Origin of the sequence: Streptomyces sp. NPDC003300 (genome assembly GCF_040610915.1) — a bacterium.
Taxonomy (GTDB): domain Bacteria; phylum Actinomycetota; class Actinomycetes; order Streptomycetales; family Streptomycetaceae; genus Actinacidiphila.
Map to the genome: position 1 here is coordinate 32,844 of NZ_JBEXNE010000010.1, position 13,770 is coordinate 46,613.

A 13,770-nucleotide genomic window follows, 5' to 3' on the forward strand; every position below is an offset into this window, starting at 1 on the left:
GAAGATCACAGCGAGTGACTGCACGTGCACATGCACGTGCACATGCACGTGCCTGCCCAACGAGTTATGATCTGCCGTACCAGACATGGCACTTATGGGGAGTGGCTGATGCGCCGGACGCACAACGGAATGGCTGCAGAAGACCTACGTGGAGTGGTCTGGCAGAAGAGCCGTCACAGTAATGCCAATGGAACGTGCGTCGAGTTCGCCGCCCTGCCCGACGGCGAGGTCGCCGTACGGAATTCGCGCTTCCCCGAGGGTCCGGCGCTGATATACACACGTGCGGAGATCGAATCGATGATCATCGGCGTGAAAGCCGGTGAATTCGACCACCTGGTCCCGTAATGCGCCGGTTGCGCCGCGACCCGCGTGGAACCGGCGGAACTAACAGGGTCCGCCCGGTGTGAGAAAAAGCGCCCAGACGACCTTTCCCGTGCCGCTCAGCGGGTGCCATCCCCAGTTCTCGCTGAACGAGTCCACCAGATGAAGTCCGCGGCCGGTCTCGGCCACGAAATCAGGGTCCTTGGCGACGGGCGCCACCCCGCTGGGGTCACGCACCGCACACACCACGCGCGAGGTCCAGCGCACCAGGCTCAGCCGTACCGGGGCGCCGGGCGCGCCGATCGGCACCGCGTACCGCAGCGCGTTGGTCACCAGCTCGGACGCGACCAGTTCGACCGAGTCGCGGAGCGTGGACAGATCCCATCGTTGGAGCGTCGCGCGCGTGAAGTGACGTGCCTCACCCACTGACTCCAGGGCGGCGGGCAGCTCACAGGTGGCTCCGTTACCCGAGGCCACGCGCTCAGGCGCGAGCACTCCCTGCCATAACGGCTCCAGCACGGCGACTGCCTCTGCCTTCATACGTGCCCCCGGGGTATCTGCACGTCCACCATGCTCATGGATCAGCACCCTCCGATGCAAGAGCGTCTGCACGTGCATCTGCAAGGAATTGATGCACGTGTCGGTGGAGAGTGACCGAACGGGTACACCGCGCAGTCCGTTAGTGGCAGACTGCTGATGAACCAAGGGCGGAGCGTGACCTATGAGCGCAGGGCAGCCGGGAGGCGGGTCCATCGTGCGACGAATGCTGCTCGGAGCGCAGCTGCGGCGGCTGCGTGAGTCCAAGGGCATCACCCGCGAGCTGGCGGGCTACTCGATCCGGGCCTCCGAATCGAAGATCAGCCGCATGGAGCTGGGAAGAGTCAGTTTCAAGGAGCGTGACGTCGCCGATCTGCTGACCCTCTACGAGGTCACGGACGAAGCCGAGCGGGCGGCCATGCTGGGCCTGGTCCGCGAGGCCAACGCGGCCGGCTGGTGGCACGGATACGGCGAGGTCATGCCGACGTGGTTCCAGACGTACGTGGGCCTGGAGGAGTCGGCCGCGCTGATCCGCACCTTCGAAGTGCAGTTCGTGCACGGCCTGTTGCAGACCGAGGACTACATAAGATCGGTGATCCGGCTTGGTCACCCCGAGGCAGCCGTGCCCTGGGTGGAAAGACGAGTCGGTCTACGCCTGGAGCGGCAAAAGCTTCTCGTCTCCGAGCAGGCGCCCCACTTCGTCGCCGTCATGGACGAGGGCGCGCTGCGCCGTCCGTTCGGCGGCCGGCAGGTGATGATCGACCAGGTGCGGCACATCCTGGAAGCCGCCGAGCGGCCCAACGTCGACGTCCGCATCCTGCCGTTCGCCACGGGCGGGCACGCGGCGGGCGGCGGCGCCTTCACGCTGCTGAGCTTCCCGGAGTCCGATCTGCCGGACCTGGTCTACCTGGAGCAGCTCACCGGGGCGCTCTACATCGACAAGCCCGACGAAGTGGTCGAGTACCAGAAGGCGATGAACGCGCTGAGTGATGTCGCGCTGACGCCCACTGCTTCCCTGGACTGGCTGAACTCCTTCCAGCGCGAACTGTGAGCCGTGCGCCCGGGGCCGACTTCCGCCGATGACGGCGGGAGCCGGCCCTTCGCGTGCGCCCCGGGCCCTTCGCGTGCGCCCGAGCCCTTCGCGTGCGCCCGAGCCCTTCGCGTGCGCGCCGCGCCACGGACAGCCGCGGATGCGGAGCTTCCGCTCCCGATTCCGTCACCCTCCCCGCATTGACGATTACCGAAATGCGCACCACGTACAGTGTCTCGCCGGGCAATTCCCCCGAGGCGAGCCGGTGTGACGCGCGTCATACGAGCGGGATGGTTCAAGTGGTAAACGTTGGGGCTTCGTCGTGTGCGTGCGAGCCACCGGACTGAAGGTGTGGGAATGGGCGTTCGTGGGCGCAAGCGAGAACCCAAGCGCAGTCGCAAGCGCTGGATCATCGCGATATCCGTCGCCTTCGTGGTGCTGCTGGCCGGCGGCGCCGGCGCGATCTACCTGAAGCTCAACGCCAATATCTCGACGTTCGACTCGGCGGGGCTGAGCAAGAACCGGCCCAAGGCCGGGCCCGCGGACGCCAACGGCCACACCGCCGTCAACGTCCTGCTGATCGGCTCCGACACCCGCTCCGGCGCGAACGGCAAGCTCGGCGGCTCCGCCTCCGGCGACATCGGCCGCTCGGACACCACGATCCTGCTGCACGTCTACCCCGACCACAAACACGCGGTGGGCATCTCCGTACCGCGTGACTCGATGGTCGACATACCCCCGTGCCTGCTGCCCGACGGCAAGTGGTCGCCGGACCAGCCCAGGGCGCAGTTCAACTCGGCGTTCTCGATGGGCGACACGGCCAAGGGCAATCCGGCGTGTACGCAGAACACCATCGAGAAGCTGTCCGGGCTGCGCGTGGACCACACCATGGTGGTCGACTTCGAGGGCTTCGCGTCCATGACCTCCGCCGTGCACGGCGTCGAGGTCTGCGTGCCGAACAAGATCTACCAGGGGGACATGAACCCCAACCGCGGCAGCAAGGGCAAGGTCGTCCTCGACGCGGGCATGCAGAACCTCCAGGGCCAGCAGGCGCTGGACTACGTCCGCGTACGGCACGGGGTCGGCGACAACTCCGACGTCGGCCGCATGCTGCGGCAGCAGGCGTTCCTGTCCGCCCTGATCGCCAAGATCAAGGGGCAGGGCATGAACCCGACGACGCTGCTGCCGCTGGCCGACGCCGCCACCAAGTCGCTCACCGTGGACCCGGGGCTCGGCAGCGCCACCAAGCTCATGTCCTTCGGGCTGTCGCTGAAGAACATCGACCTCAAGAACATCCAGTTCATCACCGCGCCGTGGAAGTACGACGGGCCGCGCATCGACCTCGTCCACCCCGACGTGGACGACCTCTTCGCGGAGCTGCGGGCCAACCGGACCCTGGAAGGCGTCGACGCCTCGGGCAAGCCGAAGTCGACGGCCTCCCCGACGCCCGCCGCCACGGTCGACGGCACCGGCGTCTCGGTCGGCGTCTTCAACGGCACCACCGTGGACGGGCTCGGCGGCAAGGCCGCCGACAAGCTCAAGGGCTCCGGCTACACCGTCACCGGGACCTCCACCGCCAAGTCCCAGGACCACGCCACCACCCGTATCGAGTACGGGCCCGCCGACAAGGCGCACGCCACCGAGCTCGCCAAGCTCTTTCCCGGCGCGGAGCTCGCTCCGCTCGACATCTCGGGCATCAATCTCGTCGTCGGCCAGGATTTCGCCTCGGCGGCGAGCAAGCCGAAGCCGTTGCCGACCAATCTCACGCAGCAGGCTCGCGCCGCGGACACCGACCCCTGCAAAAAACTCTCCTACGGCTAGCCCCCCGCCGGGCCCCTCCCGGCCAGGGGCGCTCTTCCAGGGGCCCGGCCCCAGGGCGGTTCCTTTGCGCTGGGTGGCACGCCGATTTTTTGGGGCGCGGCCCCGGGCGGTTCTTCTGCTGGGGCGGCAGCCACGCGTTTTTTGGGGGCGCGGTCCCTGGGCGGTTTCCTTGCGCTGGTCGGCACGCCGATTTTTTAGGGGCGCGGCCCTGGGCGGTTCTTCTGCCGGGGCGGCAGCCACGTGTTTTTTGGGGCGCGGCCCTGGTGCGGTTCTTTTGCCGGGGGGCCAGCCACGTGTTTTTAGGGGCGCGGGGAACTGCGCGCTCAGCCACGGCGGTGGTGCGCCGTGAGAACCGGCCCCAGCGGGGCAGATGCGGTTGTTTTCGGGCTGAAAGCCCGGTGGGGGCTGGTCGCGCAGTTCCCCGCGCCCCTAAAAAGATCGGCCCACCGTCCGGGCCAGGTGCGGGCACGGGGGCCGGGCCCCGGGAAAGATCCGGCCCACTGCCCCGGGCAGGTGCGGGTGCGGGGGCGGCGCCCGGGAAAGATCGGCCCACCGTCCGGGCCACGTGCGGGTGCGGGGGCGGGGCCCGGGAAAGATCGGCTTACCGTCCTGGGTGGGGGCGGGGCCCGGAGGGCTAGTCGGCTACGGCGGCTTGGGCCGTGACACGGTTGATGCGGCCACGGACGAGATATTCACCGGGAACGGCGTTGCGGGCACCGAATTCGGCCCCCCGGGCGGAGCCCATGTAGCGGGAACCGATCTTGGTGGACCAGTGAAGCAGGGCGGCGGGGTCCTCGACGAGCTCGGCGGTGCACTCGAAGAGGACGTAGGAGTAGGGCGGCTCCTGATCGTCCACGCAGAGCGCGAAGCGGGCGTCGCGGCGCAGGGCCTTGCCCTTGAGGGAGTCGCTGCCGGTGTTGAAGACGACGCGGATGTCGGAGGGGTCGGTGTCGTCGAGCAGGAACCAGACGGGCGTGACGTGGGGACCGCCGTCCTTGCGCTGGACGGCGAGCTTCCCCGTGCGGGTACCGGTGGAGGCGAAGGCGCGCCATTCGGCCTCGGTCATGTGCTGCATGGGGTCAGGTTAGGGCCGGGCGGGTCCGGGGGTCAGGCCGCCCCGCCGTGGGCGCGGGCGGCGGCGCCGCGTACCTCCAGGCCGTCGAGGAGGTCGGCGGTGGCCGCGGCGACGGCGGCCACGGCGGCGTCGAAGACCTCCCGGTTGTGCGCGGCGGGCGCACGGAAACCGGAGATCTTGCGGACGTACTGGAGCGCCGCCGCTTCGATGTCGTCCTCGTCCGGATCGGGCGTCATCGGCGGTCGCAGGGTCTTGATGCTTCTGCACATGCCTCCAGTGTCGCGCGGGGGTACGACATCGCGACCCGAACTCGGTCGCGGCGGCCCCTTGGCGTGCGGCCGTCGCAGTGCTTCAATGCTCTCCATTGGTTAGGAACCTTTCCTAACTGCACAGCAGGCCCCCGCAGTTGGCCGTTCCTCCGACGGCCGGAAACGGAGACGCACGTGCACCGATCCCCCCACTCGCACCGCTCGAACCGGCGCCCCAGCCGCCGGATAGCCATGATCGCCGCCGTCGGCGTACTGGCGGGCGGCGGCGCCTCGCTGGCCCTGGCCACGGCGGGCAACGCGGCCACCGCGCCCGGCGCGCACGCCGCCGCCGTCGCGCCCAAGGCGGCGGCAGCCGGTCTCGCCGACCCGCACAAGAAGGAAATCGCGATGGAGCTGGTCTCCAGCGCGGAGAACTCCTCGCTGGACTGGAAGGCCCAGTACAAGTACATCGAGGACATCGGCGACGGCCGCGGCTACACCGCGGGCATCATCGGCTTCTGTTCCGGCACCGGCGACATGCTGGACCTGGTCAAGCACTACAACGACCTCAAGCCCGGCAACGTCCTGGCCAAGTACCTCCCCGCGCTGGAGAGCGTCAACGGCTCCGACTCGCACTCCGGCCTCGGCTCGGCCTTCGTGAGCGCGTGGAAGACCGCCGCCAAGGACACCGTCTTCCAGACCGCGCAGAACGACGAGCGCGACCGCGTCTACTTCAACCCGTCGGTCAACCAGGCCAAGACGGACGGCCTCGGCACCCTCGGCCAGTTCATCTACTACGACGCCATCGTGATGCACGGCCCCGGCGACGACTCCGTCAGCTTCGGCGGCATCCGCAAGACCGCCATGAAGAAGGCCAAGACCCCGGCGCAGGGCGGCAACGAGACCACGTACCTCAACGCCTTCCTCGACGCCCGCAAGGCCGCGATGAAGACCGAGGACGCCCACGACGACACCAGCCGCGTCGACACCGAGCAGCGCGTCTTCCTCAACGCGGGCAACCTCAACCTGGACCCGCCGCTGAAGTGGAAGACGTACGGGGACTCGTACCAGATCCTGACGCTTCCGTAGCGCCCGACGCTTCCCGCCCCCGGCCCGCCGACCCTTGTGTCGGCGGGCCGGGTACGCTCCCGGGGTCGGATGCAGAGATCGGATGTATCGAAGGAGCCGCCGCCCATGCTGCGCTACGGACTGACCCACCCCGCGATCCTCGCCGCGCTCGCCGCCGCGGGCCACGGCTCCCGCGTCCTGATCAGCGACGGCCACTATCCGCACACCACGGGCGCCAACCCGGCCGCCGAGCGCGTCTACCTCAACCTCAGCCCCGACCGGCTGCTGGTCACCGAGGTACTGGACGCCCTGGTCGACGCGGTCCCGATCGAGGCGGCGGCCGTCATGACCCCGCTGCCTGACCGTGACGACACTTCCGAGACGTCCGACACTTCCGAGACGTCCGACACTTCCGACCTTTCCGAGCCGGAGATCTTCGCGGAGTTCCGTGCCGCCCTCCCCGGCCTCACCCTCGACGGCCTCGACCGCTTCGCCTTCTACGACGCGGCCCGCGGCCCCGACACCGCCCTCGTGGTGGCCACCGGCGACCGGCGTACGTACGCCAATCTGCTGCTCACGATCGGAGTGCGGTCGGAGGACCGCTGAGCGGCGGACGGCCTTCGCCCCCTGCCGTCCCGGCCGGGTGGCGGCTTACGCTGGGGCCCACACGCTGTGCACGCTCGACACGGGGGTTCCTTCCGTATGAACTGGCTCTGGTGGGTGATCGCCCTCTTCGCGGTCGGCGGTTTCACCTCGATCGCCGACACCGTCCGCACCGCGCTGCGCACCCGGCACGAGCGCACGATGGAGCGCCTTGAGGCGGACCGCAAGGAGCGCCGCGAGCTGGAGGCGGCGGGGCGCGGCCCCGAGCCGGTCTGCGGCTGCACCCACCACCTGGCCAAGCACGACAAGTCCGGCCGCTGCCACGAGACCGTCGAGGTCCCCACGGCCTGGGACGCGGACAAGAAGCCCACGCACTACGAGCCGGGCACGTGCAACTGCCAGCAGTACGTGGGCCCGCAGCCGCTCACCACGCTCTACGCCCAGGAGATCACCGACCTCTGACGACGCGTCAGCGCGGCTCACGCGTGACGGTCGGCAGCGCGCGGGCCAGGGCGCGGGCGGTGCGCGCGGCGCGGGACTCCGCGCGGGCGACGGCGTCCGGCGCCGGGCCGAGCAGACCCTCCGCGAGGAAGAGGACCAGGCCGTGCGCGGCCGAGGAGACGTCCAGTATCAACTCCACCGCGCGGTCGCCCGAGGTGAGGCGGCGGGCCGTCGGGAGCACGGCGGTCAGCACCTGGTCGCCCGCCGAAGCCAGGCTCGGATAGCGGGACTTGTCGAGTCCCGCGCTGAACGTGATGTCGAACAGGGCCCGTTCCTCCACCGCGAACCGGACGTAGGCGGCGGCGAAGTCCGCCAACTGCTCGACCGGGTCCGCGGATTGACGGACGGCGGCCGAGAACCGGCGGTGCTGCTCGCGGTACCCGCGCTCGGCCAGCGCCGCCAGCAGCGCGTCCCGGTCGGCGAAGTGCTTGTACGGCGCCGCCGCGCTGACCCCCGCCCGCCGGCTGGCCTCCGCGAGCGTGAAGCCGTGCGGCCCGCGCTCGGCGACGAGGCCGAGGGCGGCCCGCTCCAGGGCGTTGCGGAGGTCGCCGTGGTGCTGTCCACTGCGGCGGGCCGGTGCGGTGCGCTCGGCGGGAGGCGTCATATCCGCAGGTTAACACCCGTCACCACAAGGTGAATCACCGTAACCTCAGGCGTTCGCGACCGGCGAGGGGCGCACCATGAACACGTCGACCGCGTCCTCCGTCTCCAGGACGAAGCCCCACCGTTCGTAGAGCCGCCGGGCGGCGCTGCCCTGGAGGACGTTCAGCCGTACGTCCTCGCCGCGCGCGTCGGCGCGGCCCAGCAGCTCCCGCAGCACGGCCGAGCCCAACCCGCGCCCCTGGTAACGGGGTTCCAGATAGAAGTGTTCGAGCAGAGCGCCGCCGGTCTCGGCGGGCCGCAGCGTCACGCACCCGGCGAAGTCCCCCTCGACGGTGACGACCGAGGTGTACCGCGTCGAGAACGAGTCCCGCAGCCGCTGCCGTACCCGGTGCCCGTCGTACCGCCCGAGCCGTTCCAGATCCGCCCGCATCACGACGGCCCGCAGCTCGGCTATGGGCTCCACGTCCCCCGCGACGGCCGCGCGCAGCGCCCACCGCAGGTCAGCGCTCTGTACCGCCCCATTCGTCCGCATCCCCCAAGTATCCGCGAGCGCCCGCGCCGCCTCGCCCCGGCCCCCCTCGCGCCACCGCCCCGGCGGCAGACCGCGGGGCCACCGCCCCGGCAGCAGGGCTCGGGAGAGTCGTCCGCGCCGTCTTCCGCGAGGCGTACGGAGGCGCGGGTCAGGTGCCGGGGGTCCCGACGGGGCTGAGCGCCTGGGTGCCGACGACGCCGAGCAGGGTGAGGCGTTCGGCGTCCTCGGTGCCGGGCTCGGCGGTGTAGACCATGATCCGCAGATCGCTTCCGGCGACGCTGAGGATGTCGCAGTCCAGGGTCAGCGGGCCGACCACCGGGTGGTCGATCGTCTTGCGGGAGGCGTCGTGCCGGGTGACCTCGCCGGATTCCCACAGCTCGGCGAAGCGCGGGCTGCGGGCGCGCAGCTCGGCGACCAGGCGGCGCAGGCGCTGGTCGGCGGGGTAGCGGTTGGCGGTGGCGCGCAACTGGGCGACCTGGGAGATCTCCAGCAGCCGCAGCGACTCGGGGGTGTGGCGGACCCGGGAGCCGGAGCCGAGGAAATTGCGCCAGATCGCGTTGCGCTCGTTGCCCTGCTGCTGCCCCATCAGGGCCACGTACAGGGGGTTGGCCAGCAGCAGCGTCCACGCGGCGTCGCTGACGGCGACCGGCGTCCCGGTCAGCCGGTCGAGCATGCGCTGCACGCTCGGCGTGATGTACGCGGGGACGGTGCCCTGCCCCGGCGGGACGAGTCCGGCGACGTGGAAGAGGTGCTCGCGCTCGGCGGTGGTCAGCCGCAGCGCGCGGCCGAGCGCTTCGACGACCTGCTCGGAGGGGTTGGCCGCGCGGCCCTGTTCGAGCCGGGTGACGTAGTCGACGGAGATCCCGGCGAGCAGGGCCAGCTCCTCGCGGCGCAGCCCGGCCGCCCGCCGGTGGCCCCCGGCGGGCAGCCCGGCCGCCTCGGGGGAGACCCGGTCGCGCCAGCGCCGTACCGTGTGCCCGAACTCCGTGGTCGCCATGGTTCCACTGTGCACCGTGCGGCCCGCGCCGTCCTGGTACCGGCAGTCCCAGGAAGACCGGGCCACTGGCTGCCCCGGCGGGCCTGCCGCACCGTGGACGTATGACAACGACACTGATCACCGGAGCGAACAAGGGCCTCGGCTTCGAGACCGCCCGCCGCCTGCTGGCCGCGGGGCACACCGTCTACGTGGGCAGCCGGGACGCCGACCGCGGGCGGGAGGCCGTCGAGCGGCTGGGCGCGGGCGCGCGGGCGGTCCGGCTCGACGTCACCGACGACGCGTCCGTCGGGGCCGCGGCCGAGGCGATCGCGGCGGACGGCGGCCTCGACGTCCTGGTCAACAACGCGGGCATCGAGAGCAGGACCGCCGACAACGGCGTCGTCGGCGCCGCCGACCTGACCGCCGACGTCATGCGGGAGACGTTCGAGACGAACGTCTTCGGCCTGGTGCGCGTCACCCACGCGTTCCTGCCGCTGCTGCGCCGCTCGGCCGCGCCGGTCGTGGTCAACCTCAGCAGCGGCCTGGCCTCGCTGTCCCGGCTCAGCGCCCCCGGCACCCCCGCCTACGCGTATCCGGGCGTCGCGTACCCGGCGTCGAAGACCACCGTGAACATGATCACCGTGCAGTACGCGAAGGCGTTCCCCGAGATGCGGATCAACGCCGTCGAGCCCGGTTTCACCAAGACCGATCTGAACGGGAACACCGGGGTCCAGACGGTCGAGCAGGGCGCCGAGATCATCGTCCGGATGGCGCAGGTGCCGGCCGACGGCCCGACCGGCGGGTACTTCGACGCCGAGGGGCCGCTGCCCTGGTAGCCGCGGCCCCTGACGGGGCGGCCCCGACGGCCCCTGTACGCCGGGGCCGCGGGTGCCGCCCGCCCCTTGGCTCTCAGCCGAACATGCCCGGCTCGTAGTCCCCCGCGGGCTGCTGAATGATCACGTTCAGCCGGTTGAAGGCGTTGATCAGGGCGATGCCCGTGACGAGGGCGGCCAGCTCCTCCTCGTTGTAGTGCTTGGCGGCGTTCGCCCACACCTCGTCCGCGACGCCCCCGGCCGCGTCGGCGATACGGGTGCCCTGCTCGGCCAGCTCCAGGGCCGCGCGCTCGGCGTCGGTGAAGACCTTGGCCTCGCGCCACGCGGCCACCAGATTGAGCCGCTGCTGCGTCTCCCCGGCCGCCGCCGCGTCCTTGGTGTGCATGTCGGTGCAGAATCCGCAGCCGTTGATCTGGCTGGCGCGCAGCCGTACCAGTTCCTGGGTGGCGAGCGGCACCGTCGAGTCCGCCAGCACTTTGCCGGCCGCGGTGAGGTGCCGCAGCGACTTCGCGGCGAGCGGGCTCTCGAAAAGGTTCAGACGGGCTTCCATGGCGTTACTACTCCTCGGGCTCGTGCGTTTCCGCGCCGCCGCCGCCCTTCCACGACGTCCCCGGCGCACGCACCTCCCTGACGCCCCGCCCCACCCCGATGTGACCGCCCCCCGAAGTGACCCCCGTCTCCCCTCCGGGGGGGCGGGGGCGGGAGGGACGGCGGGGTCTAGCCGCGCGGGCCGCGTTGGAGGGGTGTCACGACCGTGTCGTGGAAGCGGTCGACGGCTTCGTCCACACTGCGGATGAAGCCGGTCTCGGCCGTACCGCGGGTGCTGCCCATGCCCTTGAAGAGGGAGAGGCGGAAGCCGGTGATCGTGGCGCCGTCCCGGGGGAGCAGGTCGGCGGGCTCGGGGCGCAGCCGCTCCAGCGTTCCCCGGGGGCCGGAGCCGCGCCCGTCGACCAGCGTCTCCACGTGCAAGTCGGCGGGAGCGTCGGGAAGTTGGCGTACCAGTCGCTTCGCCCAGGTCAGCGGTGAGCCGGCGGCGGGCGCGGGAACGTCCAGGGACGTACGCAACTTGCTGGTCCGCAGATCGGCGGTGAGACCGAGGACGCCGGGGCTGTCCTCGATCCGCAACTCGGCCTGGAGGCGCCCTTCGCGACACAGTCGGTCGGCGAGCGCGGCTCGGCGCTCCCCGGGGTCGGTGCCGCGCTTGACCCGCTGCACCGGCAGCACCTTCTGGCCCAGTTCACCGCCCAGCCGCAGACAGACCTGACGGATCAGCCGCTCCCAGTTGGCGACCACGTCGACGGCGCGCGGATCGCCCTCGCACAGCGTCTCCTCGTCGATGCCCCGGCGCACCGGCACCCAGGCCGGGCCCATGTTCTGGAAGCCGTGGCAGCCGGAGTTCTCGTGCTGGAGGTAGTACAGCAACTCCTGCAACAGCCAGGCGTGCGCCGCGTTCCCGACGCCCTCGTGCCGGATCAGCATCTGCGCCTGGTGGGTGACCTCCGCCCAGGACAGGTGCCACAGGGCCACCTTGTGCTTGCGGCGGCCGTCGATCTTGACGTCCACGAGCGGACTGCCGTCCAGGGCGACGTCGTTGGAGAGCGTGATCACCGCTTCGTACGCGCGGCGGCCCGCGATGTCCACGTAGTCCTGGACCTGCGCGGTCCGCAGCGGATTTCCGTTGGTCTTCGTCTCGACCAGCGCGGTCCACAGCTTGCCCGCGCGCTCCACCCGGATCAGCCCGTCGGGCCGCTTGGGGCTCTCGCCGCCGTGCGGCAGCGAGACCTCGGTGTACGTCTCCATCCGCCCGGCGGGCGCACCGAACGCCGCCGTCAACCGCCGTCCGAACTCGGGCACTTGGGCCATCACCGAGAGCAGTACGGACGTGGCCCTGGTCTCCCGCTCGCGGTCGCTCTTGAGCGTGCCCGCGGGGAAGAGCCGTGCCATGCGCCAGGAGTCGTTCTCCGCGAGGGACTTGCGGGTGACGGCGGGCAGCGTGACCTTCTTGCGGGCGGTGCGGGGGCGCTTGGGCGGCGGTGCCTGCTCGACCGACGAGGCGGCCGTCGGGACGGCGGCCTGCGGCGCGACCTGCCGGGGGATCGACGCCGAGGTGCCCACCGGGTCCTGAGCGGCCACCGGGTCCTGGGCGGCCACCGGGTCCGGAACGGCCACCCGCGCCGTCTCGTCCGTAGGAGCCGGGGGCTCCGGCGCCGCTTCCAGCGCGCCGCCCGGCTCCTCGTCGGCCGCCGTCTCGTCCGCGTCGTCCACGTCGATGCCGAAGTCCGTTGCCAGGCCCGCGAGTCCCGAGTCGTACCCCTGACCGACGGCCCGGAACTTCCAGCCGCCGTCCCGCCGGTACAGCTCCCCGAAGATCACCGCCCCGATCGGGCCCGCGTCCTCGATCGTGAACCGCAGCAGCCCCTCGCCGTTGCCGTCGGCGAGCGTCAGCCGAAGGTCGTCCAGGTCCCCGAACCGCGCGCCCCCGTACCGGCTCGCCGCCAGCACGATCCGCTGCACATCCCCGGCGGCGGCCGTCAGATCCAGGCTGATCCGGTCCTCGCTGCCGTTCTCCGTCGGGGTCTTGCCGAGCAACTGCACGCTTCCGTCCGCCGCCGCGGGGTTGTTGTAGAAGTAGAAGTCGTCGTCGCTGCGGACCTTGCCGTCGCCGTCCAGCAGCAACACGGACACATCGGCGTCCCCGTCCCCGCTCGCGCTGCTCCACCCCAGGCTGACGATCACCGCCCCGGCGTGCTCGCTCAATGCCGAAAGCCCGACATTGCCGCCCTTGACCATCTCGCGCATACGGCCCCCCACAGGCTGTGACCCAGCGCACAACCGCCGTGCGCTGCCTGCACCTTAGCGCCGCAATGTGCCCGCGCGATCCCATTCGCCCGGCCCTTTGCGCATGTGCCCGGATAAGGGGGCACCTGTGCCCCGGACGGCTGGGCCGGGAGGGCGGTTATGTCGGTGAGGGGGAGGCGGGCGGGCGGGTGGGGAGGAGGGGTTTGCAGGTGGTGTAGGCCCTGGCCGTCTTCGGGTCGGAGGTGTTGAGGTCGCCGAAGCCGAAGCCGCCGCGGCGGGTGGTGGGGGAGCCGGAGGCGTTGGGGGAGGAGGTGGGGAGGGTGACGCCGTGGTCCTTGAGGCAGCTCGTGAACGCCTGGAAGGCGGAGCTGTCGCCGCCGGGGCCGCCGCCGCGCTGGCCGTTGAACTGGGGGCGCAGCGAGGCGCATGCCTCCATGGCCTTCTGGGTGGCCGGGTCGGCGGACTCGCCGCCGAAACCGCCGAAGCCGCCTGAGCCCCCGCCGAATCCGCCGCTCGGGCGGCCCGAGGGGCGGCCGGACGCGCGGTCGGAGGGGCGGCCGGAGAAGGACGGCAGCTTCACGCCGTGCTGGGAGAGGCAGTCGCGGTAGGCCGCCATGTCCTGCGCGCCGCCGGAGGCGCCCTTGGCGGAGGACGACGGCGAGGACGAGGACGACGCCTTCGCGTCGGCGGACGCCGAGCCAGAGGAGCCCGACGACGAGCAGGCGGTGAGCAGCAGCGCGCCCGAGGCGAGGACGGCGACGCACGCGCCCGCCCGCAGCGCGGAGCGGCGCGCGGACTGCCGGGTGATGGTCAGGGTCATGAC

16 protein-coding genes are annotated in these 13,770 nt (G+C 71.3%); 7 read left to right on the top strand and 9 right to left on the bottom strand.

Annotated elements, in window-relative coordinates:
- Positions 1-108 precede the first annotated feature (108 nt).
- Entirely contained in the window at positions 109-345 is a 237-nt protein-coding gene (locus ABZX65_RS16860; RefSeq protein WP_355339633.1) for a DUF397 domain-containing protein, read from the top strand.
- Between the two features lie 39 nt (positions 346-384).
- On the opposite strand, the gene ABZX65_RS16865 is transcribed toward ABZX65_RS16860, so the two are convergent.
- Complete coding sequence (locus ABZX65_RS16865) at positions 385-861, bottom strand: ATP-binding protein (RefSeq protein WP_355339636.1); 477 nt, start codon at positions 859-861, stop codon at positions 385-387.
- A 181-nt stretch (positions 862-1,042) separates the two neighbouring features.
- On the opposite strand from ABZX65_RS16865, the gene ABZX65_RS16870 reads away from it, so the two are divergent.
- Both ABZX65_RS16870 and ABZX65_RS16875 read left to right on the top strand, forming a co-directional pair.
- A complete protein-coding gene (locus ABZX65_RS16870; RefSeq protein ID WP_355339639.1) occupies positions 1,043-1,909 on the top strand; it encodes a helix-turn-helix transcriptional regulator in 867 nt (288 codons plus the stop codon).
- A gap of 336 nt (positions 1,910-2,245) precedes the next feature.
- Positions 2,246-3,709, top strand: coding sequence for an LCP family protein (locus tag ABZX65_RS16875; protein WP_355339642.1), 1,464 nt, complete (start codon positions 2,246-2,248; stop codon positions 3,707-3,709).
- Positions 3,710-4,343: 634 nt separating this feature from the next.
- Here ABZX65_RS16875 and ABZX65_RS16880 read toward each other — a convergent pair.
- On the bottom strand, positions 4,344-4,784 hold the full coding sequence (locus ABZX65_RS16880; RefSeq protein ID WP_355339645.1) for a PPOX class F420-dependent oxidoreductase: 441 nt from the start codon (positions 4,782-4,784) through the stop codon (positions 4,344-4,346).
- A gap of 32 nt (positions 4,785-4,816) precedes the next feature.
- Entirely contained in the window at positions 4,817-5,053 is a 237-nt protein-coding gene (locus ABZX65_RS16885; RefSeq protein WP_355339648.1) for a DUF2277 domain-containing protein, read from the bottom strand.
- 231 nt (positions 5,054-5,284) lie between these two features.
- On the opposite strand from ABZX65_RS16885, the gene ABZX65_RS16890 reads away from it, so the two are divergent.
- From ABZX65_RS16890 to ABZX65_RS16900, 3 genes are all read left to right on the top strand, one after another.
- On the top strand, positions 5,285-6,121 hold the full coding sequence (locus ABZX65_RS16890) for a chitosanase (protein ID WP_355340133.1): 837 nt from the start codon (positions 5,285-5,287) through the stop codon (positions 6,119-6,121).
- 105 nt (positions 6,122-6,226) lie between these two features.
- Positions 6,227-6,706 (top strand): RbsD/FucU domain-containing protein, encoded by a 480-nt coding sequence (locus ABZX65_RS16895; protein WP_355339651.1) that lies wholly within the window; start codon positions 6,227-6,229, stop codon positions 6,704-6,706.
- Between the two features lie 96 nt (positions 6,707-6,802).
- Entirely contained in the window at positions 6,803-7,165 is a 363-nt protein-coding gene (locus ABZX65_RS16900) for a hypothetical protein (protein WP_355339653.1), read from the top strand.
- Positions 7,166-7,172: 7 nt separating this feature from the next.
- Here ABZX65_RS16900 and ABZX65_RS16905 read toward each other — a convergent pair whose 3' ends face one another.
- The 3 genes from ABZX65_RS16905 to ABZX65_RS16915 all read right to left on the bottom strand — a co-directional run bounded on the left by ABZX65_RS16905 (position 7,173) and on the right by ABZX65_RS16915 (position 9,336).
- A complete protein-coding gene (locus ABZX65_RS16905) occupies positions 7,173-7,808 on the bottom strand; it encodes a TetR/AcrR family transcriptional regulator (protein WP_355339656.1) in 636 nt (211 codons plus the stop codon).
- Positions 7,809-7,853: 45 nt separating this feature from the next.
- Positions 7,854-8,339: a GNAT family N-acetyltransferase gene (locus ABZX65_RS16910; protein ID WP_355339659.1), complete on the bottom strand. Its 486-nt coding sequence runs from the start codon at positions 8,337-8,339 to the stop codon at positions 7,854-7,856.
- A 148-nt stretch (positions 8,340-8,487) separates the two neighbouring features.
- Entirely contained in the window at positions 8,488-9,336 is an 849-nt protein-coding gene (locus ABZX65_RS16915) for a helix-turn-helix transcriptional regulator (RefSeq protein ID WP_355339662.1), read from the bottom strand.
- Positions 9,337-9,437: 101 nt separating this feature from the next.
- Between ABZX65_RS16915 and ABZX65_RS16920 the strand changes: the two genes are divergently transcribed.
- The gene (locus ABZX65_RS16920; RefSeq protein WP_355339665.1) at positions 9,438-10,151 is read left to right on the top strand and encodes an SDR family NAD(P)-dependent oxidoreductase; all 714 of its coding nucleotides are present in this window, start codon (positions 9,438-9,440) and stop codon (positions 10,149-10,151) included.
- A gap of 73 nt (positions 10,152-10,224) precedes the next feature.
- Here ABZX65_RS16920 and ABZX65_RS16925 read toward each other — a convergent pair whose 3' ends face one another.
- The 3 genes from ABZX65_RS16925 to ABZX65_RS16935 form a co-directional block, all read right to left on the bottom strand.
- Positions 10,225-10,698 carry a carboxymuconolactone decarboxylase family protein gene (locus ABZX65_RS16925; protein WP_355339668.1) on the bottom strand — a complete coding sequence of 158 codons (474 nt, stop codon included), beginning with the start codon at positions 10,696-10,698 and terminating at the stop codon, positions 10,225-10,227.
- A gap of 167 nt (positions 10,699-10,865) precedes the next feature.
- The gene (locus ABZX65_RS16930; protein WP_355340136.1) at positions 10,866-12,938 is read right to left on the bottom strand and encodes a TerD family protein; all 2,073 of its coding nucleotides are present in this window, start codon (positions 12,936-12,938) and stop codon (positions 10,866-10,868) included.
- 166 nt (positions 12,939-13,104) lie between these two features.
- A complete protein-coding gene (locus ABZX65_RS16935; protein WP_355339671.1) occupies positions 13,105-13,767 on the bottom strand; it encodes a hypothetical protein in 663 nt (220 codons plus the stop codon).
- Positions 13,768-13,770 lie beyond the last annotated feature (3 nt).

Excerpts from the sequence above, each read along its gene's own strand:
- ABZX65_RS16885 (WP_355339648.1), bottom strand. The coding sequence starts at position 5,053 with ATGTGCAGAAGCATCAAGACCCTGCGACCGCCGATGACGCCCGATCCG.
- ABZX65_RS16895 (WP_355339651.1), top strand. The coding sequence starts at position 6,227 with ATGCTGCGCTACGGACTGACCCACCCCGCGATCCTCGCCGCGCTCGCC.
- ABZX65_RS16875 (WP_355339642.1), top strand. The coding sequence starts at position 2,246 with ATGGGCGTTCGTGGGCGCAAGCGAGAACCCAAGCGCAGTCGCAAGCGC.
- ABZX65_RS16935 (WP_355339671.1), bottom strand. The coding sequence starts at position 13,767 with ATGACCCTGACCATCACCCGGCAGTCCGCGCGCCGCTCCGCGCTGCGG.
- ABZX65_RS16890 (WP_355340133.1), top strand. The coding sequence starts at position 5,285 with ATGATCGCCGCCGTCGGCGTACTGGCGGGCGGCGGCGCCTCGCTGGCC.
- ABZX65_RS16860 (WP_355339633.1), top strand. The coding sequence starts at position 109 with ATGCGCCGGACGCACAACGGAATGGCTGCAGAAGACCTACGTGGAGTG.
- ABZX65_RS16900 (WP_355339653.1), top strand. The coding sequence starts at position 6,803 with ATGAACTGGCTCTGGTGGGTGATCGCCCTCTTCGCGGTCGGCGGTTTC.
- ABZX65_RS16870 (WP_355339639.1), top strand. The coding sequence starts at position 1,043 with ATGAGCGCAGGGCAGCCGGGAGGCGGGTCCATCGTGCGACGAATGCTG.
- ABZX65_RS16930 (WP_355340136.1), bottom strand. The coding sequence starts at position 12,938 with ATGGTCAAGGGCGGCAATGTCGGGCTTTCGGCATTGAGCGAGCACGCC.
- ABZX65_RS16910 (WP_355339659.1), bottom strand. The coding sequence starts at position 8,339 with ATGCGGACGAATGGGGCGGTACAGAGCGCTGACCTGCGGTGGGCGCTG.
- ABZX65_RS16925 (WP_355339668.1), bottom strand. The coding sequence starts at position 10,698 with ATGGAAGCCCGTCTGAACCTTTTCGAGAGCCCGCTCGCCGCGAAGTCG.
- ABZX65_RS16865 (WP_355339636.1), bottom strand. The coding sequence starts at position 861 with ATGAAGGCAGAGGCAGTCGCCGTGCTGGAGCCGTTATGGCAGGGAGTG.
- ABZX65_RS16920 (WP_355339665.1), top strand. The coding sequence starts at position 9,438 with ATGACAACGACACTGATCACCGGAGCGAACAAGGGCCTCGGCTTCGAG.
- ABZX65_RS16915 (WP_355339662.1), bottom strand. The coding sequence starts at position 9,336 with ATGGCGACCACGGAGTTCGGGCACACGGTACGGCGCTGGCGCGACCGG.
- ABZX65_RS16880 (WP_355339645.1), bottom strand. The coding sequence starts at position 4,784 with ATGCAGCACATGACCGAGGCCGAATGGCGCGCCTTCGCCTCCACCGGT.
- ABZX65_RS16905 (WP_355339656.1), bottom strand. The coding sequence starts at position 7,808 with ATGACGCCTCCCGCCGAGCGCACCGCACCGGCCCGCCGCAGTGGACAG.